Annotated in this window: 20 protein-coding genes; 14 read left to right on the forward strand and 6 right to left on the reverse strand. The window is 59.5% G+C overall.

Annotated elements, in window-relative coordinates:
• The first annotated feature begins 102 nt into the window (after window positions 1-102).
• Complete coding sequence (mnmA, locus tag F8A88_RS03305; protein ID WP_151150245.1) at window positions 103-1,173, forward strand: tRNA 2-thiouridine(34) synthase MnmA; 1,071 nt, start codon at window positions 103-105, stop codon at window positions 1,171-1,173.
• A 6-nt stretch (window positions 1,174-1,179) separates the two neighbouring features.
• On the opposite strand, the gene F8A88_RS03310 is transcribed toward mnmA, so the two are convergent.
• Window positions 1,180-1,704: a tetratricopeptide repeat protein gene (locus tag F8A88_RS03310; RefSeq protein ID WP_151149635.1), complete on the reverse strand. Its 525-nt coding sequence runs from the start codon at window positions 1,702-1,704 to the stop codon at window positions 1,180-1,182.
• A gap of 148 nt (window positions 1,705-1,852) precedes the next feature.
• Between F8A88_RS03310 and F8A88_RS03315 the strand changes: the two genes are divergently transcribed.
• The 8 genes from F8A88_RS03315 (at window position 1,853) to recJ (ending at window position 9,248) form a co-directional block, all read left to right on the forward strand.
• On the forward strand, window positions 1,853-3,184 hold the full coding sequence (locus F8A88_RS03315; RefSeq protein ID WP_151149636.1) for a MiaB/RimO family radical SAM methylthiotransferase: 1,332 nt from the start codon (window positions 1,853-1,855) through the stop codon (window positions 3,182-3,184).
• An 86-nt stretch (window positions 3,185-3,270) separates the two neighbouring features.
• Window positions 3,271-4,152 carry a YicC/YloC family endoribonuclease gene (locus F8A88_RS03320; RefSeq protein WP_151149637.1) on the forward strand — a complete coding sequence of 294 codons (882 nt, stop codon included), beginning with the start codon at window positions 3,271-3,273 and terminating at the stop codon, window positions 4,150-4,152.
• Between the two features lie 10 nt (window positions 4,153-4,162).
• On the forward strand, window positions 4,163-4,417 hold the full coding sequence (locus tag F8A88_RS03325) for a DUF370 domain-containing protein (RefSeq protein WP_151149638.1): 255 nt from the start codon (window positions 4,163-4,165) through the stop codon (window positions 4,415-4,417).
• Entirely contained in the window at window positions 4,418-5,050 is a 633-nt protein-coding gene (gene gmk, locus F8A88_RS03330; protein ID WP_151149639.1) for a guanylate kinase, read from the forward strand.
• A gap of 1 nt (window position 5,051) precedes the next feature.
• Window positions 5,052-5,759, forward strand: coding sequence for an orotidine-5'-phosphate decarboxylase (pyrF, locus tag F8A88_RS03335; RefSeq protein ID WP_151149641.1), 708 nt, complete (start codon window positions 5,052-5,054; stop codon window positions 5,757-5,759).
• Window positions 5,760-5,770: 11 nt separating this feature from the next.
• The gene (locus tag F8A88_RS03340) at window positions 5,771-6,607 is read left to right on the forward strand and encodes a tetratricopeptide repeat protein (RefSeq protein ID WP_151149643.1); all 837 of its coding nucleotides are present in this window, start codon (window positions 5,771-5,773) and stop codon (window positions 6,605-6,607) included.
• 39 nt (window positions 6,608-6,646) lie between these two features.
• Window positions 6,647-7,507 carry an HDOD domain-containing protein gene (locus F8A88_RS03345; RefSeq protein WP_151149645.1) on the forward strand — a complete coding sequence of 287 codons (861 nt, stop codon included), beginning with the start codon at window positions 6,647-6,649 and terminating at the stop codon, window positions 7,505-7,507.
• Window positions 7,508-7,538: 31 nt separating this feature from the next.
• Window positions 7,539-9,248: a single-stranded-DNA-specific exonuclease RecJ gene (gene recJ, locus F8A88_RS03350; protein WP_421958068.1), complete on the forward strand. Its 1,710-nt coding sequence runs from the start codon at window positions 7,539-7,541 to the stop codon at window positions 9,246-9,248.
• A 2-nt stretch (window positions 9,249-9,250) separates the two neighbouring features.
• On the opposite strand, the gene F8A88_RS03355 is transcribed toward recJ, so the two are convergent.
• Complete coding sequence (locus tag F8A88_RS03355; RefSeq protein WP_151149647.1) at window positions 9,251-9,586, reverse strand: TraR/DksA family transcriptional regulator; 336 nt, start codon at window positions 9,584-9,586, stop codon at window positions 9,251-9,253.
• Window positions 9,587-9,855: 269 nt separating this feature from the next.
• Between F8A88_RS03355 and F8A88_RS03360 the strand changes: the two genes are divergently transcribed.
• From F8A88_RS03360 to F8A88_RS03370, 3 genes are all read left to right on the forward strand, one after another.
• Window positions 9,856-10,803 carry a phosphotransferase enzyme family protein gene (locus F8A88_RS03360; protein WP_151149648.1) on the forward strand — a complete coding sequence of 316 codons (948 nt, stop codon included), beginning with the start codon at window positions 9,856-9,858 and terminating at the stop codon, window positions 10,801-10,803.
• A 75-nt stretch (window positions 10,804-10,878) separates the two neighbouring features.
• Complete coding sequence (locus F8A88_RS03365) at window positions 10,879-11,328, forward strand: LexA family protein (RefSeq protein WP_206666391.1); 450 nt, start codon at window positions 10,879-10,881, stop codon at window positions 11,326-11,328.
• Between the two features lie 6 nt (window positions 11,329-11,334).
• The gene (locus F8A88_RS03370) at window positions 11,335-12,612 is read left to right on the forward strand and encodes a Y-family DNA polymerase (RefSeq protein WP_151149649.1); all 1,278 of its coding nucleotides are present in this window, start codon (window positions 11,335-11,337) and stop codon (window positions 12,610-12,612) included.
• Between the two features lie 10 nt (window positions 12,613-12,622).
• Here the strand turns inward: F8A88_RS03370 and F8A88_RS03375 are convergent, their stop codons facing one another.
• Complete coding sequence (locus tag F8A88_RS03375) at window positions 12,623-13,075, reverse strand: hypothetical protein (RefSeq protein ID WP_151149650.1); 453 nt, start codon at window positions 13,073-13,075, stop codon at window positions 12,623-12,625.
• Between the two features lie 151 nt (window positions 13,076-13,226).
• Here F8A88_RS03375 and F8A88_RS03380 point away from each other — a divergent pair, with 151 nt between their 5' ends.
• Entirely contained in the window at window positions 13,227-14,516 is a 1,290-nt protein-coding gene (locus tag F8A88_RS03380; protein WP_151149652.1) for a DUF401 family protein, read from the forward strand.
• A gap of 16 nt (window positions 14,517-14,532) precedes the next feature.
• Here F8A88_RS03380 and F8A88_RS03385 read toward each other — a convergent pair whose 3' ends face one another.
• Window positions 14,533-15,453: a 4Fe-4S dicluster domain-containing protein gene (locus tag F8A88_RS03385; RefSeq protein WP_151149654.1), complete on the reverse strand. Its 921-nt coding sequence runs from the start codon at window positions 15,451-15,453 to the stop codon at window positions 14,533-14,535.
• A gap of 88 nt (window positions 15,454-15,541) precedes the next feature.
• Here F8A88_RS03385 and F8A88_RS03390 point away from each other — a divergent pair, with 88 nt between their 5' ends.
• Window positions 15,542-15,910, forward strand: a complete 369-nt coding sequence (locus F8A88_RS03390) for a YidH family protein (protein WP_161598328.1) — start codon at window positions 15,542-15,544, stop codon at window positions 15,908-15,910.
• A 65-nt stretch (window positions 15,911-15,975) separates the two neighbouring features.
• Here F8A88_RS03390 and F8A88_RS03395 read toward each other — a convergent pair whose 3' ends face one another.
• The gene (locus F8A88_RS03395) at window positions 15,976-17,733 is read right to left on the reverse strand and encodes a bifunctional aspartate transaminase/aspartate 4-decarboxylase (RefSeq protein WP_151149658.1); all 1,758 of its coding nucleotides are present in this window, start codon (window positions 17,731-17,733) and stop codon (window positions 15,976-15,978) included.
• Between the two features lie 244 nt (window positions 17,734-17,977).
• Complete coding sequence (gene typA, locus F8A88_RS03400) at window positions 17,978-19,816, reverse strand: translational GTPase TypA (protein ID WP_151149659.1); 1,839 nt, start codon at window positions 19,814-19,816, stop codon at window positions 17,978-17,980.
• Window positions 19,817-19,841: the final 25 nt, after the last annotated feature.

Here is a 19,841-nt window from a genome sequence, read left to right on the forward strand (position 1 = left end):
GTAGTCATGGCAATATGCGGTACCATACATGGTTTGGGGCTGTTTGTTCAGTGCCCGGATGTTATAGTTTTGCGGGCTTGCCTTGGCTCGTTGGTCCGTGCCATGGTGCGCCTTGTGAACGATTCAGGCAAAAACAGTGTGGCCGTAGGTGTGAGCGGCGGCATGGACAGTCTCTTGGCTTTGTGTCTGCTCAAGGAGCAGGGCAGGTCCGTGCTGGCCGTGCATGCCTATTTCCTGCGGCCCGGACCGCAGTGGGAAGCCGTCGGAGACGGTTTGCAGCAAGCCTGCGACACGCTTGGCGTAGCCTTGCACGTGGTAGACCTGCACCGGGAATTCGAGCAGAGCGTGGTGGACCGTTTTGTGGCCGATTACCGTGCGGGCCTGACCCCGAATCCATGCGCAGCCTGCAATCCTCTCATGAAATTCGGCAGCCTTTTCGACCATGTGCGCACGCTTGGAGCACAGCGTTTGGCCACGGGGCATTATGCGCGCATGCAGGACGTGGCTCCGTGGGGCTCCATGCTGGTGCGCGGCGCGGACCGTTCCAAGGACCAGAGCTATTTCCTTTCGCTCGTGCCCATTGAGCGTTTGCGGTGTGCGGAATTTCCCCTTGCGGACGTGCACAAGAAGGATGTGCCCGAAATCCTTTCCCGTCATGGCCTTGAACCGCCCCTGCCGTCCGAGAGCCAGGAAATCTGTTTTGTGCCGGACGACGATTATCAGGCTTTTCTCGTTGCGCGCGGCTCCATGCCCGGTCACGGAGCCATGGTGTTGCCCGACGGAACCCGCGTGGGCACGCATAAGGGGCTGTGGCGCTATACGCAGGGCCAGCGGCGTGGATTGGGCGTGGCATGGCAGCATCCGCTGTACGTTCTGGACAAGGACGTGGTCTCCAATACCCTGATCGTGGGGCCGAAAGAACTCCTGGAGTCGCCGGGGTGCGTGGTGGAGAGTCTGAACCTGATGACAGGCCCGGAAACATGGCCCCAACAGGTCTGGGTGCAGACCCGCTATCGCCAGCAGGCCAAGCCGAGCCGGTTTGCGATGCGTGACGGCAAGGTCTTGCTTCATTTCGTGGAACCGCACTCGCGCCCCACGCCCGGACAGGTGGCGGCGGTCTATACCGAAGACGGTGTTGTTCTTGGCGGTGGCATCATCACTGCGGCCCTGTAGTCGGCATCAGGGAAATCCGAACAGGTTTTCGCGTTTTTCGCGCATGCCTTCGCGGTATGCCTCGGCGCGGATGCGGCGCATGGTGGCCAGTATGTCGGGCACGGCAAGGTCGGGCTTTTTACTCAGGTAGCTCGCCCACCAGCGGGTTTCGGAGCTGAGACGAAACCGCAGCGGATCCCGAAACCGGGCCAGCAGGGCAAATCCCTTGTCGCGTTCGCCGGATGCCACAAGAGAAAGTCCGAGAAAATAAAGCGCGTCCGTGTTGCCGGGGTATTTAGCCAGTGTTTTGGCAAAGGCTGCGGCCGCAGCCTCGTAGCGTCCGTCCTTGAACAGCAACAGCGAACCCCGGTTTTGTGAATAGGCCGCTCCCGGGCCGTCATAGAGGAATTCCTGATGGATGGAGACCATCAGTCCGCCGCCTCCGGTTCCTGTGCCCACGCTTGCGCCCACTCCTGCGGATTGTGGCGTGCAGGCCAATAATGCCAGCAGCAGGCATATCACCGCGCCCCATGTTTGTGCATTTCCCTTCATTTTCTTGACCGCGTCCTGTTTTGAGAGTAGCCCCCATCATCAAGCCGTAAAGCAAAAAATGCGGCAAAGTCCATACGTCGTTCGGGACGATTTCATATCCATCCCGGGCGGGATAATGAGCGAACAAATCCGATATTGACAAACATACATGATACGCTTTTACACCGCCACCCTCGGGTGCAAGATCAATCAATACGAAACGCGCTCCATAGCGGAAGCATGGTGCGGGAATAGCGGCCGCGGTCGGTCCCCTGAAGCCATCGCGGAAAAGGCCGTGGAAGTGGATGATCCGTCATGTGCGGATGTGATCCTGGTCAACTCCTGTGCTGTGACCGCCAACGCCGTGAGCGACCTGCGCCAGAGCGTGCGTCGTTTTTATCGCGACAATCCCGAAGCGCGCATCATCATTACCGGGTGCGCGGCGCAGGTCATGGGTGATGACCTGGCCGAACTGCCCGGCGTTGTCCGCGTTGTTGCGCAGGAGAACAAGGCCGAGCTGCTGGCCGGACCGGACGCGGGTGGGGCAGCCTCCACGGCCGACCAGGGCTCCGATCCGGTTTTCATGCCCTTTCACATTTCCGAATATGACCGGGCCCGGCCTGTGGTCAAGGTGCAGGACGGGTGCTCCCACCGTTGCACCTTTTGTATCGTGCCCCTTGCGCGCGGCCGCAGTGTGAGCCGCCCTGTGGCCGAGATCGAAAACGAGGTAGGGCGCCTGCTGGCCGCCGGATTTCGGGAGATGATCCTTTCGGGCGTGAATCTTCGGCATTTCGGCAGGGATTTGCTGCCCCGGCAGGACTTCTGGTCCATGGTGGCGCACCTTGAGGCGACCTTTGCCGGCCAATGGGCCGGGCGCGCACGCTTTCGCATTTCCTCGCTGGAACCGGGCCAGTTGGACAACCACGCGCTGGATGTTCTGGCAGAATCCCGGCTGGTCTGCCCGCAGCTGCACGTTTCCCTGCAGAGCGGCGACCCGCAGGTGCTCAAACGCATGGGCCGGGGGCATTACAGCCCGGAACAGGCTCTGGATTTTTGCGACAAGCTGCGTGATATCTGGCCGGAATACGGGTTGGGAGCCGACCTGTTGGTGGGCTTTCCCGGCGAAACCGAAGAGCAGTTCGAAAATACCATGGACGTTTGCAGGCGGTTGCCCCTGACCTACGGGCACGTGTTTCCGTATTCGCAACGGCCCGGAACGCCGGCCGCCAAAATGACGGATCAGGTGGACGTGCCTGTGCGCAAGCAGCGCGCAGCCCGGTTGCGCGCTGTGGTCAACGAGAAGAAAAAAGCATTTCTGCAACATCTGGGAACCTTGCCCGAGCTTCTGGTTCTGGTGCAGGATGAGAGCGGAAAAGGCATTTGCGAATTTTACGCGCCGTGCCGTATTCAGGCCGGAGGGTGTACGCTCCGTCCCCGTTCGCTGGTTCGCTGTCGCCCGGTGGAGCTTTGCTCCGGGGTGTTGCAATGCGTGCCCGTGTAATGCGGGTGCCGCAGGCGCGTATATCTTGCGGCTGACAAAAAGGGTCGGCTCGTATACAACGTGCATAAAAACAGAAGGAAAAAGATATGCCTGTCAGCATGACCGGTTATGGCCGGTTTGAAACAACGGAAGATGCATGGTCCCATGTCTGGGAAGTCCGTAGCGTGAACGGCCGTTTTCTGGACGTGAAGTGGCGCCTTCCCCACAACCTTCGTTCGCTTGAAAACGGCTGGGAAAAGGTCGTGCGCACGTTTGCCTCCCGAGGCCGTGTGGATATTTCGCTCAATCTGGAAATGCTCAGTGCCGAGGCTCTGGGCGTGAGCTTCAACGAACCGCTGGCAAACGCCATGTTCCGCGAAATGGAAAAACAGGCTGAACGCTTCGGCGAAACATATACCCCGGATTTCAACAAGGTACTGAGCATGTCGTCGCTGTGGCGCGACAACAACAGCGAGCCCGATCCGGGCCTGGCCGACAGCCTGACCGCCGGACTCAGGGGAGCCTTGAAAAACTGGCGCGAATCGCGCCGGGTGGAAGGTGAAGCCATGGCCGAGGACCTGCTGACGCGCGTGGACGTGCTGCGGGGGCTTTCAGAGAGCATTGCCGAGCGCATCCCCCAGGTGTTGGAAACCCGCCGTGCCAATCTCAAGGATCGCATTCGCGAGATCATGGATTCGCTGGACGCGGAGTACAACGAAGACCGCATGCTGCAGGAAATAGCCATTTTGACCGATAAACTTGACGTTTCCGAAGAACTGACCCGTTTGTCCACGCATCTGGACCGCCTGCACGAAGCGCTTTCGTCCAAGGGCGAAGCGGGCAAGAAACTCGATTTTCTGCTTCAGGAAACATTCCGTGAAATCAACACCTGCGGCAACAAGGCGCAGGACACCGACGTGAGCGGCATGGTGGTGGATTTCAAGGCCGAACTGGAAAAGTGCCGCGAACAGGTTCAGAACATAGAGTAGGAGTCGACATATGCAGAAACAGGGACTTTTGAACATAGGTTTCGGTAATTTCGTGGTCAGCGGCAGGGTCGTGACCATCGTCAACCCCACGTCCGCACCCATGCGTCGTCTGCGCGAGGACGCCCGGCAGGAAGGACGGCTCATCGATGCCACGCAGGGCAGAAAGACCAGAGCCATCATCGTCACCGACTCCAACCACGTCATCCTCTCCGCCATTCAGGCAGAGACAATCGGCCAGCGCTTCAGCTCGGAAGAGGGGGAATAGATGGCGTCCGACCGAACTCCCCGGCGGGGGCTCATTCTGGTTATCTGCGCGCCGAGCGGCACGGGAAAGAGCACCCTGATCGCACGGCTCATGGAGGAGTTCCCGAATTTCGGGTTTTCCATATCCTACACCACCCGCGAACCGCGCGGTCAGGAACAGAACGGTCGGGAGTATCATTTTGTTTCCCGGGACTGCTTTGTGGCCATGCGTTCCCGCGGGGAATTCGCGGAATGGGCCGAAGTGCACGGTAATTATTACGGCACGGCAACGGCTCCGGTACAGGAGATGCTGGCCCAGGGCAGGGACGTGTTGTTCGATATTGACGTGCAGGGCGCCATGCAGCTTCGAAAGACTTTTGAAGACGGTGAGTTCGTATTTCTGCTGCCGCCTTCCCGCAGTGAACTGGAACGCCGCCTGCGCGACCGGGGCACGGATTCGGACGAGGCCATCGAGCGCAGGCTCGGCAATTCCATCGGCGAGTTGAAACAGGCCGATCGGTTTGACCATTGGGTCGTGAATGATGACCTGGACGAAGCGTATGCCGAGTTGCGGGCCGTGTACCTTGCCGGACGGACCAATCCCGCCTTGCGTCCCGGCATGGTGGAAACCCTTGTTGCGGGATGGGGGAAATAGCATGGCCGAACTGGTGGTAGCGCTTGATTATCAGGATGCCGGAGCCGCACTTGGAATGGCCCGAAAGCTGGAAGGGCTGGTTCCATGGGCCAAGGTGGGCATGGAATTGTTCACCGCCGAGGGGCCAGCCATTGTGGAAAGTCTCAAGAAAATGGAGTTCAAGGTCTTTCTTGATCTCAAATTTCACGATATTCCCAATACCGTGAAGGGCGCGGTGCGTTCTGCCACACACATGGGCGTGGACATGGTCAACATTCACGCGTTGGGCGGCAGGCGCATGGCCGAGGGAGCCCTTGAGGGCCGGGACATGGGGCTTGCTTCCGGGCAGGTTCCGCCCATTGTGCTGGCCGTGACCGTGCTTACCAGCGTGGGACCTGACGACCTGCCCCTGAAGAATGCTCCCGAGCCGGGGGTATTGGCGCTTGACCTGGCTGTGAAAGCCAAGCAATATGGCCTGAATGGAGTCGTTTGTTCTGCTTTGGAGGCCCGTGGAATCAAGGCATCCTGTGGCACCGGGTTCAGTTGCCTGACTCCCGGAATACGTCCCGCAGCCATGGCCGGGGATGATCAGCGCCGGGTGGTGACGCCAGCGCAGGCCGTTCGCAACGGTTCGGATTATCTTGTGGTCGGCCGGCCGGTAACCGGCGCGACGGATCCATGTGCGGCAGCACGGGATATTATGGACGAGATGGCTTTGGCCTTGTCATGAAGTGAGGGTATATGACCGATAACAGCGGCAGTCCGGAGCGGACCGAAAAGATTGAAGGACTTGGGGAAGACCGGATTCAAGGAGTCTTTTCCACACAGTCCGTGGTCAAGGTCGGCACCGGAACCACCCAGCGCAAGACCATCCAGAAGACATTCTGGTTTTGCAACGAGAATGATGCGGGCGATGTTGTCGTCCAGCCGCTGAACTTGAACTACGTGCCTTCCGGTCCCACTCGTGACGTGCCCCGTGATGATTTCCTCGGCAAGTTCAATCCTGAGCCGGAATTTTACGTCAGTACGGTCTTTCCCAAGATGCAGGAACTCAACGAAACAATCGTGCGCGGCGAAAAACACCGTTCGCGCGGAGCCGCATACAGTGCCGAGTTCGAGTTCAAGCAGGCCACCAACCTCGATGAAGAAAACGTTCGCGCCAATTTCGGCCTTGGCCTCACCTATCTCGACCGGGGTGAACAGACCAAGGCCAATGATATCTTCAAGCGGCTGGTCAAGCTGGAGGCTGCGTTTGAGGAGGAGCACAAGCACCTGTTCAACGATTTCGGCATCAACCTGCGCAAGAACAGCATGTTCGATCAGGCCCTGGAATACTACCTGCGCGCCGAGGAACTGGTGGAGGACGACGAAAACCTCTACCACAATATTGCCCGCGTCTATTATGAAAAGGGTGAGCTGGACGAGTGCATCAAGTATCTGAAGAAAAGCCTCGAATTGAATCCTCGCATGGAGGAAAGCCTGCAGTTCTTGGACTTTTTGAACAAGGAACAGCAGGGATCCGGCGGGGGCAGCACTGCTGCAGCGGATAAAGAGAGTTTGGATCTGTCGATGAAATAACCGGTTGCATGGTTCCCGCTGTGCCGTGGGGGGGGAAGGATGTATCAGGAGCGCGTTCAGGAATTTTTGCAGGAGCTGCCCGCCCTGCGTGAGGACTTGCCGTTTTCCCCGACCTTGTTCGGAAAGCTTTTCAAGCAGACCGGAGCCAACTCCATGTCGTCCCTTGAGGACATCGCCGAAACCATAAGTTCTGATCAGGGGCTGACCACGCGAGTCCTGAGCCTTGCCAATTCTGCCTACTACGGCCTGCAGGCCGAAGTTTCGTCCGTCAAGCGAGCAGCCGCCGTGCTCGGCCTGGCTGAAATCCGCAACATCGTGCTTTCTCTCGGCGTAAAGGGATTGACCGAAAAATACCCGTTGCCCGGCGGATTTGATTATGACGAATATTGGCGTCATCAGTTTCTGGTGGCTACGCTGGCCGAGCAGATTTGCCGCGAAGTGGACGAGGGGGTGCCCTCGATCATGTTTACGGCTGGCTTGCTGCACGACATCGGCAAGCTCATCGTGGCCATGCGCAGGCCCGAGGACTGGGAGGCAATCCAGGCCCTGCGCGAGGAGCGTGAATGTCCGGAAAGCGAGGCCGAGGACGAATACTGGGGCCTTGACCATGCCGTTGTGGGAGCCTTGGTGCTCAAGTATTGGGACCTGCCGCCGGAATTGGTTGAGCCGGTCAACTGGCACCATGTGCCTGCACTGGCTCCGGAACATCAGAGCGCGGCGGCCATCATCTGCCTTGCCAATGCGTTGGTTCATTGCATGGATGAAGGCGACGAGTGTTCGGACGAAGTGATCAACGCCTGCGGTGAATTTCGTCTTGACGTGGACGAGATCGTGGAGCTTGCGCAGGAGACCATGGAGTCCGATACGGTCGAACATTTTCTGGGCATGCTGTCCCGCTAGTTTTTTCCCGTTAACCGCAAGGAGTCGTTTTTTGCCCTGCCGCTGGATTATGCGCAGCGACGAGGAGGTTCCCTCCTCTGTTGCCGATTTTGCCGATAAACTGGAGATATCCCCGCTCATTGCCGAAATCTTGTGGAGCAGGGGGCTGCATTCCCGTGAGGAAATGGACAGGTTCCTTTCTCCGGGGTTGGCCAACCTCATGGATCCCACGCTGATTCCGGGGCTCGAACAGGCCGCACAGGTGGTGGCCCACGGTGTGCGTGAAGGCAGGAAAATCGGGATCTGGGGCGATTACGACGTGGACGGCATCACGTCAACGGCCGTGCTCAAGACGTTTTTTGCCGCCTGCGGCGTGCAGACCGAACACCACCTGCCCAACCGACTTGAGGAAGGGTACGGGTTGAACTCTGCGGGGATCGACGATCTGTTCGCGCAGGGTGTTGAACTGCTCATTACCGTGGACTGTGGTATCAGCGACGTGGCCCCGATTGCCCATGCCCGGGAAAAGGGAATGACCGTGGTGGTCACGGACCATCATCTGCCCGGCGAGACCTTGCCGGACGCCCATGCGGTCTGCGACCCGCGGCTGGACGATTCCTGTCCGCAAAGCCATGATCTGGCCGGGGTGGGCGTGGCCTTCATGCTGGTGGTGCGCCTGCGCCGCCTGCTGGAGTGCGACGACATCGACATCCGCACGCTGCTGGATTTTGTGGCGCTGGGAACCGTGGCGGACGTGGTGCCGCTCACGGGCCAGAACCGCATTCTGGTCAAGAACGGTTTGCTGTTCATCAAGGAGGCGGAGCGTCCGGGTATGGCGGCGTTGAAAATAGTCAGCGACTATGAGCGTCGCGCCGAACTGGGGGCCGGACAGATCGGCTTCAACCTTGCCCCCCGCATCAATGCGGCCGGAAGGCTGGGCGATCCGCAAAAGGCCCTTTCCATGCTGCTGGCGGAATCCGTGGACGAGGCCATGCCCTTTGCGCGTGAACTGGACATGGCCAACACCGAACGGCGCAGGCAGGAAGCGGAAATCGCGGAACAGGCCATGGAACAGGCCGAGCAGCAGTCGCACCGGCGTTCGCTGGTGCTCTATGCCGGGCACTGGCATCCGGGCATCATCGGCATCGTGGCTTCGCGGGTGGTGGAAAAGTATTACCGTCCCACGCTGATCCTGTGCGACGCCGGTGACGACGGAGTCATCAAGGGATCGGGCAGGAGTATTTCCGAGTTTGATCTGCACGGCGGTCTGACACGCGTGGCCGACATGTTGCTGACCTTCGGGGGGCATCGGCAGGCGGCCGGGCTTTCATTGCGCAAGGACGACCTTGAAACCCTGCGTGACCGATTCGAGGAAATCGTGGTGGAGGAAGTCGGACCGGAGCCGCTTGTGCCGTCCATCAAGGTGGACCGGTCACTGTCCTTTTCCGAGATCGATTACACTTTGCTGCGGGAATTGGAGATGTTGCAGCCGTTCGGGCTGGGCAACCCGGAGCCGGTGTTCATGTCGCCCCCGGCCGTGGTCAGGGATTGCCGGCTGTTCGGGCGGGAGCGCGAGCATGTGAAGCTTTCGCTGGCCGATGCTCAGAGCGGTGCCTGCCTTGCGGCCAAGGCCTGGCGCATGGGAGACAAGCTTACAAGGGATTGCAAGGGCAGCACCATGACTTTTGCCTTTACGCCCAAGATAGACCGGTTTACCGGTGTACCGCGTATCGAGTTGCGGGTTCGGGACTGGAACGAGTAGCCCTATTCGGCGCAGTCGACACAGAGGCGGGTCTCGGGCATTGCCAACAGCCGGGCCATGGGAATGGGCTCGTCACATTCCACACAGCGTCCGAAATCTTCATCCTCGTCCACATCTCTGAGGGCTTCTTCCAGCTTGCGCAGGCGTGTTTTGAGGTTGGAAAGCTGCTTTTTTGCCACGGACTGGTTCACGATGTTGTCCATTCGCGTGAGGCGTCCGAGGGACGCATCCGGGGCAATGGGTTCACATTGTTTTTCCAGCCGCGGTATTTCCGTCCGTATAATTTTCATTTCCTTGTGGACGGCTTCCTTGAACTGTTTTTTTTGTTTTTCGTCCATTTGTGATCTCGTTTTATCTGCTTATGGATCCGTAATTGGCGAAGAATGCCTCGGCGTGATCGCCCGGGGCCGCGGATCGTGTTTTTTTGTGAACCGGGAAAAAGAAAACGCCCGATAACGGGCATTCAGAGTTTGATCTTATCTGACTTTTTCAAAGAATGAAAGCCCACTCGCCGTTGAGCGGTATGGATATTTCCATGGTGTTGTGGGCTGCGCCCAAAGAGGGTGCGGGAATGACAACGTGTAAAAAGAAGAAAGAGTGATTGAAGATGGATATATCCAATATATTGAAACAATGGGGGATTGATTCCCTTTCCATTCGTTCGGACATATTTGTTCCGGGCAGTTCCGAGCGTTGCGTTCAGCGACATGTTCTGGAGGATGAAGATGGCGCGGTCTGGGTGCTGGAGCGGCTGTTTCCAAAGCAGCACGAACGCCGGGAACGCATCGGGCAGGCGCTGGAACGGTTGCGCGGGGCCGGATTGCCCGTGCTCTATTATCGGCGGTCTGCGCAGGGCGGTTTTGTGGCGCAGCTGGATGGCTACCATTGGCAGCTTGCGCCGCATGTGCCCGGAGACAGGTTGCCCCAGCCCGATTTTGTGGACGATGCGGAGCGTGGGCGCAGCCTCGGGGATTTTCTGGTGCGGCTGCACCGGGCCGGTGCGGCGGTCCATGAACTGGACGAAACACCGGATTTCGACCTGCCGGGATACGTGGACGAACTGCTGGAAACCGTGCGCACCCGCCAGCCCGGACTGCACGGTGCGCTGGTATCGGTGCGTCCGGCATTGACGCCGTTGTTCGAGGTGTGGGGCGATCTTCCCCGTTGCCTGTGCCATGGCGACTTCCATCCTTTGAACGTGATCTGGCGCGGCATGGACGTGGCTGCGGTCATCGATTGGGAGTTCGCGGGGCCGCGCCCGGTGCTGTATGACGCGGCCAACTGTCTGGGATGCGTGGGCATCGAAGACCCCGGCGCCCTCAATGCCGGGCTGGCTCCGGCCATGCTGGAATCCATGGGACAGGGCGGGATGCTGGACGGTGATGCCATGCGGTTTTTCCCGCACATGTTGCTGGGGATGCGCTTTGCGTGGATGTCCGAATGGCTGCGCCGCAACGACCGGGAAATGCAGAATCTTGAAAGCGACTACATGAACCTGTTGGCCCGCAATCTGGATGGGCTGTCGCGCATCTGGAGCCGATTTGGCAATTTTTGATTAATTTAGATTGACAAATGAGCCTCTTTTTCGCAACTTTGTTTTTCAAAGATTGACGAAAGCGGGGGCGAATTCATGATGCTGTTTTTTGCCGGGTGTGGCTTGGCACCCAAGGCAACAAGGCCGATCCGGGAGCCTGTGTTGTGCAACCTTGTGGGTTCGTGCGTGGCCGCCGGGTTCCCTTCACCCGCGGACGATTACATGGAGCGGCCGCTGGATCTGAACGAGCATCTGGTGCAACGGCCCGAGTCCACGTATTTCGTGCGCGTGACCGGCGATTCCATGATCGAAGCCGGAATTCACGACGGCGACCTGCTGGTGGTGGACCGTTCCCGCACGCCGGTGGCCGGGGATGTGGTCATCGCCTGTGTGGACGGGGAGTTCTTGGTCAAGCGTCTGGCCCGGAGCGCGGAAGGGCAGGTCGTGCTGCTGCCGGAGAATTCCGGGTATGCGCCCTTGGCCGTGCCGCCGGAAGCGGACTTTTCCCTGTGGGGCGTTGCCGTGCACGTCATTCATTCCCTGTAGGCTGTCATGGCCTCCCTGTTCGCGTTGGTGGACTGCAACTCGTTCTATGCCTCCTGCGAGCGCGTATTCCGTCCGGACCTGCAGTCGCGTCCCGTGGTCGTGCTTTCCAACAACGACGGATGCATCATCGCCCGTTCGGCCGAGGCCAAGGCCCTTGGCATCCCCATGGGCGCGCCATACTTCAAGCATCGAAATATGCTCCGGCGCAATGGGGTGGCCGTGTTTTCCTCCAACTACGCATTGTATGGCGATCTTTCCGCCCGGGTCATGAACGTGCTGGGGCGGTTTTCGCCGCGCATGGAAGTGTATTCCATTGACGAGGCGTTTCTGGAGCTTTCCGGTATGCCGGGTGGAGCGGAACGCCATGCCCGGCGTTTGCGGGCCACGGTGCTGCGCTGGACCGGCATCCCGGTTTCCGTGGGGTTGGGCAGCACGCGGACGCTGGCCAAGATCGCCAACCGGTTTGCCAAGCAACAGGAGCGTTGCCGCGGGGTATTTGATCTGGATAATTCGCTCCGGCCCGAGCTTGTGCTGAACAGCATGCCGGTGCGGGACATCTGGGGCATCGGCCGCCGCCATGCCCGGCGGCTGGAGGCGCACGGCGTTCACACCGCGCTGGATTTCAGGAACATGGACCGCAACTGGGTCAAGCGGCGCATGGGTGTGACCGGACTGCACACGCTGTTGGAATTGCGCGGCATTTCGTGTTTCGGCTGGGAGCGGAATCCCGGAATGCGCAAGAGCATCCTTTCGTCGCGCTCCTTTGGCAGGCCCGTGGAATGTTTTGCCCAGATGCGCGAGGCTGTTGCCTGCCACGCGGAGCGGGTAGCGGAGAAATTGCGGCGGCAGGGTTCCGTGGCCTCCGGGGTCACGGTGTTCGTGGAAACCAACCGCTTTGCGCCGGGCCTGCCCCAGTATGCGAATTCCGGTTTTGCGGCCGTGCACCCGGCCACCCTGCATACGCCCACCGTACTCGGCGCGGCGTTGAGTCTGCTGGAGCGCCTGTTTCGGGAAGGGTATCAATACAAGAAGTGCGGGGTCATGCTTTCCGGGTTGGAACAGGAGCAGGGGCGTTGGCTGAGCCTGCTGGACCCGGTGCCCGGCGATCATTGCGAACAGTCGCGGCTGATGCGGGCCGTGGACGGCATCAACGAACGCTGGGGGCGCGACACCGTGCGTTTTGCCGCGTCCGGTCTGGAGCGGGTATGGACCATGCGGCAGGACATGCGCTCGCCCCGGTATACGTCCGCATGGGCGGAGTTGCCGGTGGTGCGGGCCGGATGACCCGCAGGAGCTACTTGCCTGCCTTGTCGGCCATGGCCGAGAGCCGGGCACGGATGTAGGAAGAGGCCAGATCACCCATTTCATCCGAGCCGGTCATTTTCTGCCCGTATTCGGCGAGGTCTTCGTCGATCTGTTTTTCCATGCGTTCGGATTCGAGGAACATGATGTAGGCCAGCACCAGCGCGGCGCTGTTCTCCTCGGTGCCGTCGCAGAGCATTTCCACGGCGTTGCGCGGCGCGGTCTCCAGTAGCCGGTCCGTGAACATGCCGATCCATTTTTCATACAGGTCGTGTACGATGGGCGGAACCATGGTGGCCACGGACTGCATGGTCTCCTCGCGCGGGGCCACGCCGGTCACGGCCATGAATTCGGCAAGGGCTTCGGCGCGTTTGTCCTGATCCTGTTCCTCGACCCTGTTCAATATGGTGGTGCGGATGTGCTCCCGCAGAATGCTTTCGCTCATGATGCCTGCTCCTTGGCTTGTGGTGCCGGGCACGGTAACGGATTGCGGCCCGGCGGGCAAGGGGCATGCCTTCGGTAACGAAAAACGGTGTTTCATTTTTTTGCAAAGTGTCGTACTTGGCTCAAAATACTATTTGATTGGAGAATCAATCATGGACCTGTTTGCCTCTTCCCTGCCGTTTCTCAAGGTCATTGCCGCTTTCGCCATCATGCTGGCCGGAATCCGTTTCAGGATCGGGCTGGGCATTTCCATTCTTTCCGGCAGCCTTGCGCTGGCCCTGTTGTTCGGCATGGCTCCGCAGAAATGGGCCCTTGTCGGGATCGAGGCGCTCGGGCAGGAGAAGTTCCTGCTGCTGGCGGCCATCGTCATGTCCATTCTGATCTTGTCCGATGCCATGGAACGGTCCGGCCAGTCCCGGCGGCTCATGGATTCCCTGTCCGGCTACCTGACCAATCCCCGGCTGCGGCTGGCGTTTTTTCCCGCACTCATCGGGCTGTTGCCCATGCCGGGCGGCGCTGTTTTTTCCGCACCCATGGTTCGCACCGTGGCCGAAAGGATGCCCATGGAGGATTGCGACAGGGTGTTGCTGAACTACTGGTTCCGGCATATCTGGGAGCTTGGCTGGCCCCTGTATCCGGGCATGATTCTGGCCGCTGCCCTGGCCGATATTCCCATTTTGACACTGATCCTGCACACCGGTATCGGCGTTCTGGTCATGACGGTTCTTGGCTGGATTTTCTTTTTGCGGCCGGGCGTGTTGCCTGCCGACATGATTGAGTCCGGCAGTGCCGAGCCCGTTGGCGACTGCCGCTGGCGTTCCGCGGTGTTTCACGGACTGCCGCTGATCATCGCCATTGTGGGCGGACTTGGGCTGGAGGGCGTCATCGCCGCCACCCTGCCTTCCGTGCCGTTCGAGCTGGGCGTGATCGCGGCTCTTGTGGTGGGTATCGGATGCGTCATGGTGCAGAACGGGCTGGGCATGCGGTTCCTGCGCGATGTGCTGGGCAAAAAGAGCCTATGGACCATGCTTGCGGTGATCGTGGCCATTTTCGTGTTCAAGGATGTGATGGGCGCGGCCCATGTGGTTCAGGCCATGGCCGAAGTTGCCGGAGGAAAGGCTACGCTGGTGACCTCGGCCGTTTTCCTGCCGTTTCTGGTGGGGGCCATTTCCGGCATTAACGTCGCCTTTGTGGGCGCCACGTTCCCGTTGATGTTGGGTGTTTTGTCCACGCTGGGCATGCAGGATCAGGTTGTCCCCTATGTGGTGCTTGGTTCGTTTTGCGGGTTTGCCGGGGTCATGATTTCCCCCATTCACATCTGCTTTTTGCTGACCTGCCAGTTCTTCAAGGTGGAAATGGCGCAGGCGTGGCGCCGGGTCGCATGGCCGTGCATGTTGCTGGCCCTCTCCGGCGTGGGCTGGTTTTTCGTTTTGCAGGGCTAGCGATTCGGCGGTCTGATCAGGCCAGTTCGTCCACCTTCAGGGGGGCGCCTTTTTCCGGTGCCAGATTGAGCGAGAGTGCATCCTTGGGACATTTGCTGACGCACACGCCGCAGCCCATGCAGCGGTTTTCGCGGATGACCGCCGTGCGTTCGCGGATGGTAATGGCCTTGAACTGGCAATACTGCACACATTGGCCGCAACCCACGCAGGTCTCTTCATCCACTGCGGCCAGATATCCGGAAGAACAGAGCATGGTGCAACCGGCCCGCTGGGCCTTCATGGCGCCGCAACAGCACGAGCAGCAGTTGCACAGGGCATAGAATCGGCCCATGATCACGTCCTTGAAAAAGGCGTGCGTCACGTTGCCGCGCGCATTGCAGGCCTTGAGTATGCTTTCGGCCTCATTTGCGTCGATTTCGCGGGATTTGTCCGGATGGTGTTCCAGCACGAAGGAGGCCATGGGATCGCCGATGATCAGACACACGTCCAGCGGCAGGCAGGGATTTTTCGCCGTGGTGCGGCAGGGGCAGTCCATGACCACGATGCGCGCCTTGCTTTCGAGCACCAGCCTGCGCGCCCGGGAGTAGGGCACCACCTGTTCGGGCAGCTCCGTGTCCACCGGACGATCCAGATGCACCAGTTTGATCGCTTCCTCCAGCGGCACGGCCTTGCCGTGGTATGTGTCCGCAAAGGTCAAGCGCTTGTCCAACGGCACGTCATAGCCCTTCTTGCCGGGCCGGAACGGGGCGTGCCGGTTGTAGAGCAGCAGAATGGGTGCCACGAGGATTTGCAGCCACTTGTGTTTGTCGTGGGCCATGCCGATGTAGTGGTATGCCCAGCGTCCATAAACGTAGCCGTGCAGAATTTGCCAGAAGCCCAGACCGGATTCCCGTCCCTTGCGCCAGAAGTCTTTGGTGGATTGCTTGATCAGCGGCATGCGTGCCTTTCGGGGTTGGGGTTATGTTTTCCGGTCAGTGTATTGCATCGTTTGCCGATGTCAATCTCCTGTGGTAATTGCCAAATCCATGACAGAGCATGAACAGCAACTGGATTTGACCGTGGAATTGGCGCGGGAGCGCACCCGGCTTGCCAACCGCAGGACTTTTCTGGCCTGGGCGCGCACTGCGCTGGCTGTCATGACCTTTGGGTTCCTGCTGGAGAAGGTGGACGCGTTTTTGGGCACGGCACATGTTTCCGCGCAGGATTTGCGCGATTTGCAGGGGCTTGGATTGGCCGGGTTCATTGTCGGCCCGCTCATGCTGCTCACCGCGGGCTATCGCCATGTACGGCTGGAGTTGTCCCTTGGCGGAAACGGCTGGTCCTTTCTGCTGGTTCCTGAACTGGTCCTGTTCGTGGCCGTAGTGGGAGCGGCCCTGTTCATCAGTTTTTCCTGACGTGGAATTTTTCGGAAAAAAGCGGGGCACGTCTTCGGACATGCCCCGTTTTTCATCAGCTTTGATCAGCCTTTCTTTTTCCATTCATCGTAATAGTATTTGAGTACGGAGCGCATGGCTGCGGCAATGTCCGTGCAGTCCTGTTCGCCGATGTTGGCCAAGGCCACGCGGGCGGACCATTCCGGGCCTGCGAATCCGGCCCCGGGCAGGCAGACAACGTGTTCGCGCCGGGCAAGGTCGAAGGTGAATTCCAGATAGTGATGGTCCTTGGGCAGGGACGCGGCAAAGTCCTTGCCATGGTACTGTTCGGCAAGGTCCTGCACATTGAGCAGGGCATAGTAGCGCGTCAGGTCCGGCCCGTCCGGGGCTTTTTGCTTCAGGCCCGTGAACAGGGCGTCCCAGCGTTTTTTGAGGATGCCCATGATCTTGCCCTTGTACACGTTTTCGGTGTCGGCCAGTTCAAAGAGCGAGAAGAGCACCATGGCCACCTGCTGCGGGCAGGACAATCCGCCCGTGTGTGCCAGCGCCACCTGACGGCTGTCCATTTCCAGCCGTTGCATGAAGGTCAGGGTGGCCGGGTCTGTGCTGGTGGCGGTGTAGCGTTCGGCCAGCTGTTTCTTTTCGGTTTTGGAGAGTCTGGCGATGATATTGTTCACGATGCAGTTTTCGCTGATCATGACCACGCCCAGACGCCAGCCTGTGACGCCGAAGTACTTGGAGTAGGAATACACGCCCAGACAATTGTCCGGGATGTAGCTGCACAAAGTGTGGAATTCGTCCACGAAGCTGGCGTAGACCGTGTCGGAAATGACCACCAGATTCGGATTTTTGGTCTGCACCGTCTTGGCAATACGCATCACGGTCTGTTTGTCCAGCGACATGGACGTGGGGTTGGTGGGGTTGACCAGATAGAGCGCCTTGACCTCGGATTTGGCAAGGGTCTGCAGCTCCGGGCCGTCCTCGGCCCACGGCTTGCCGCGCTCATAGTGCAGGTTCACGGTCTTGAGGCCGTAGTCGCGCAGTACCGGCAGTTCCAGATAGGGCGAGAAGATCGGGGTGACGATGGCCACCGTGTCGTTTTCCTTGAGTACGAAATTTTCCTTGAGGGAGTTGAACAGGTAGATCATGGCCCCGGTGGCGCCTTCCGTGGCAAAGAGCTTGTATTTGGCATGCTTCTGGTTTTGGAAGACGATTTTGGAAACATACTGGTTCACGGCTGCTTCGGTCACGGGCAGGATGCGCGGCGGGTCCGGGTAGAAGTCTCCCTGTATGGCGTCCACAAGCTGGAACACGGCGGTGTCCTGGTCCATGCCCAGCCCGGTCTCCACATGGTCCATGGCTTTTTTCAAAAAAGCCGCGCCCGGTTCGTCGGCGTGTTTTTTGAGAAAGGCGTCCAGTTCCGCGGCCAGACCGGCCTTGCTGCGGCGAAAGCCCACGTCCGTCTGTTTCGAGTCTTTTTCCGCGGCTTCAGCCGCAAAGAGCATGAACAGGGAAAGCCCTTTGCGTGCCGTGGTGTTCAGGAAATTCGGGTTGCCGCGTCCGGCGTTGATGTAGTTGCAGCCCGCCCCGCAATCCTTTTGTGCCAGTTCGATGAGCAGGTTTTTGATTTCGAACGGGCTTTCTTCGGCCAGCTTGTCCCAATCAAAGTCGACGGCTGCCTCGGCTTCGGTGGGAGAAAGGCCCAACATGTTTCCGGCCATGGAGATACTCAGGCCGAAAACAGCGGCCATGCGCAGGAAATCCCGGCGGCTCAGTTCGCCGTCCTTTGTTTCCTGTGCACGCCTGTTCATGAATCGTGAAATGGGTGAAGTGCGTTCGGACATTGTGCCTCCGGTAGACGAAAGTATTTTGGTTTATCAAATATACCTACATCCCGAGGCGCGGTATGTGTCAATGGTTGGCGACAGGTAATAATCCTCTTCGTGCCCGTCTACGCGCTTTGCGTATGGTTGGATGATTTGGGAAGGGAGATAAACACAAGCAGAAAGGGACCCTCTTGAAAAAAAGGGTCCCTTTCTTGTGTCGCCAAAGGCGAAAGATTCACGCGCGACAGGCGCGAATGCGTTATTACGCGTTCTTTTTCTTCTTGCCTTCCATGCGGTGCCGTTTTTGGGCGGAAAGTTCCACCTTGCGCAGGCGGATGGACTTGGGCGTGACTTCCACGAGTTCGTCATCGCGGATGAAGTTCAGGGCGCGCTCCAGAGTCATGGGCTTGACCGGCGTGAGGATGACGGCCTCGTCCTTGCCGGAGGCGCGCATGTTGGTGAGCTTCTTTTCCTTGCTCGGATTGACGTTGATGTCGTTGTCGCGGTTGTGCTCGCCCACGATCATGCCTTCATACAGGGGGTCGCCGGGCACGATGAACATCTGGCCGCGCGGTTCGAGGTTGAAGATGCCGTAGGCAACACCCTTGCCTGCGCGGTCCGCCACGATGGAGCCGGTGTAGCGGGACGGGAATTCGCCCCGGTATTCGCCGTATCCCTCGAGGTAGGAGTTCATGATGCCGGTTCCCTTGGTGTCGGTCAGGAACTCGTCGCGGTAGCCGATGAGCGAGCGGGAGGGTACCGAGAACTCGATGCGCACGCGGCCGGTGCCGTGGTTGGTCATGTTGGTCATGCGGGCCTTGCGGGCCGAGAGCTTTTCCGTGACCACGCCCATGAACGCCTCGTCGCAATCCACGTAGAGGTGTTCGATGGGTTCGAGCTTTTTGCCGCCTTCGTTCTTGTAGATGACCTCGGGACGGCCGACAGCGATTTCAAATCCTTCACGGCGCATGGTTTCCACGAGAATGGCCATCTGGAATTCGCCGCGTCCTTTGACCAGAAACGCCTCGCGGTTTTCCGTGTCTTCTACCTGAATGGCCACGTTGAGCAGGGTCTCGCGGTGCAGGCGTTCACGGATTTTGGTTCCCTGCACCAGCTTGCCTTCGGTGCCTGCAAGGGGCGAGGTGTTGATGGAAAATTTCATGGAGACCGTAGGTTCGTCCACGGTGATGCGCGGCAGGGCCTTGGGTTCTTCCTTGTTGCAGATGGTGTCGCCGATCTTGACGTCCTCGATGCCTGCCAGCACAACGATGTCGCCGGGATCGGCGGAAGTGGCCGGAACCATGGTCAGGCCGTCGTAGGTCTGAAGCTTGGTGACCTTGAGCTGGCGGGGTTCGTTGTCCTCGCCGATGCACACCAGCGAATCGTGGTCCCTGACCGAGCCGTGATACACCTTGCCGATGGCCAGACGGCCCACGTAGTCGGAATAGCTCAGGTCCGAGACCAGCATCTGGAACGGCTCATTCTCGTCATGGGCGGGACCGGGGATCTTGTCCACGATCATGTCCAGCAGGATGTGCAGGTTTTCGCCGCGTTCGTCCGGGGACGTCATGGCGATGCCGTCGCGGCCGATGGCGTAGAGCAGCGGGAAGTCGAGCTGTTCTTCGGAGGCGTCCAGATCGATGAACAGGTCGTATATTTCGTCGAGCACCTCGTCCGGGCGCGCGTCCTGACGGTCCACCTTGTTGATGATCACGGCCAGGGTCAGGCCCTGGTCCAGTGCCTTCTTGAGCACGAAGCGGGTCTGGGGCAGGGGACCTTCGGAAGCGTCCACCAGCAGGATCGCTCCGTCCGCCATGGACAGGGAACGCTCAACCTCGCCGCCGAAGTCGGCGTGACCCGGCGTGTCGATGATATTGATCTTGATGTCTTTCCATATCACCGAGCAGTTCTTGGCCGCGATGGTGATGCCGCGCTCGCGTTCGAGGTCCATGGAATCCATGATGCGGTCGTCCACTTCCTGTCCTTCGCGGAACAGGCCGGACTGTTTGAACATGGCGTCCACCAGCGTGGTTTTTCCATGGTCGACGTGGGCTATGATGGCAATGTTTCTGAGTTTTTGATTGCGGGCCAATTCTTTCATTGTTGTCTCCGGTTTGATGCAGTGT

It is taken from the genome of Pseudodesulfovibrio senegalensis (assembly GCF_008830225.1).
GTDB classification, from domain to species: domain Bacteria; phylum Desulfobacterota; class Desulfovibrionia; order Desulfovibrionales; family Desulfovibrionaceae; genus Pseudodesulfovibrio; species Pseudodesulfovibrio senegalensis.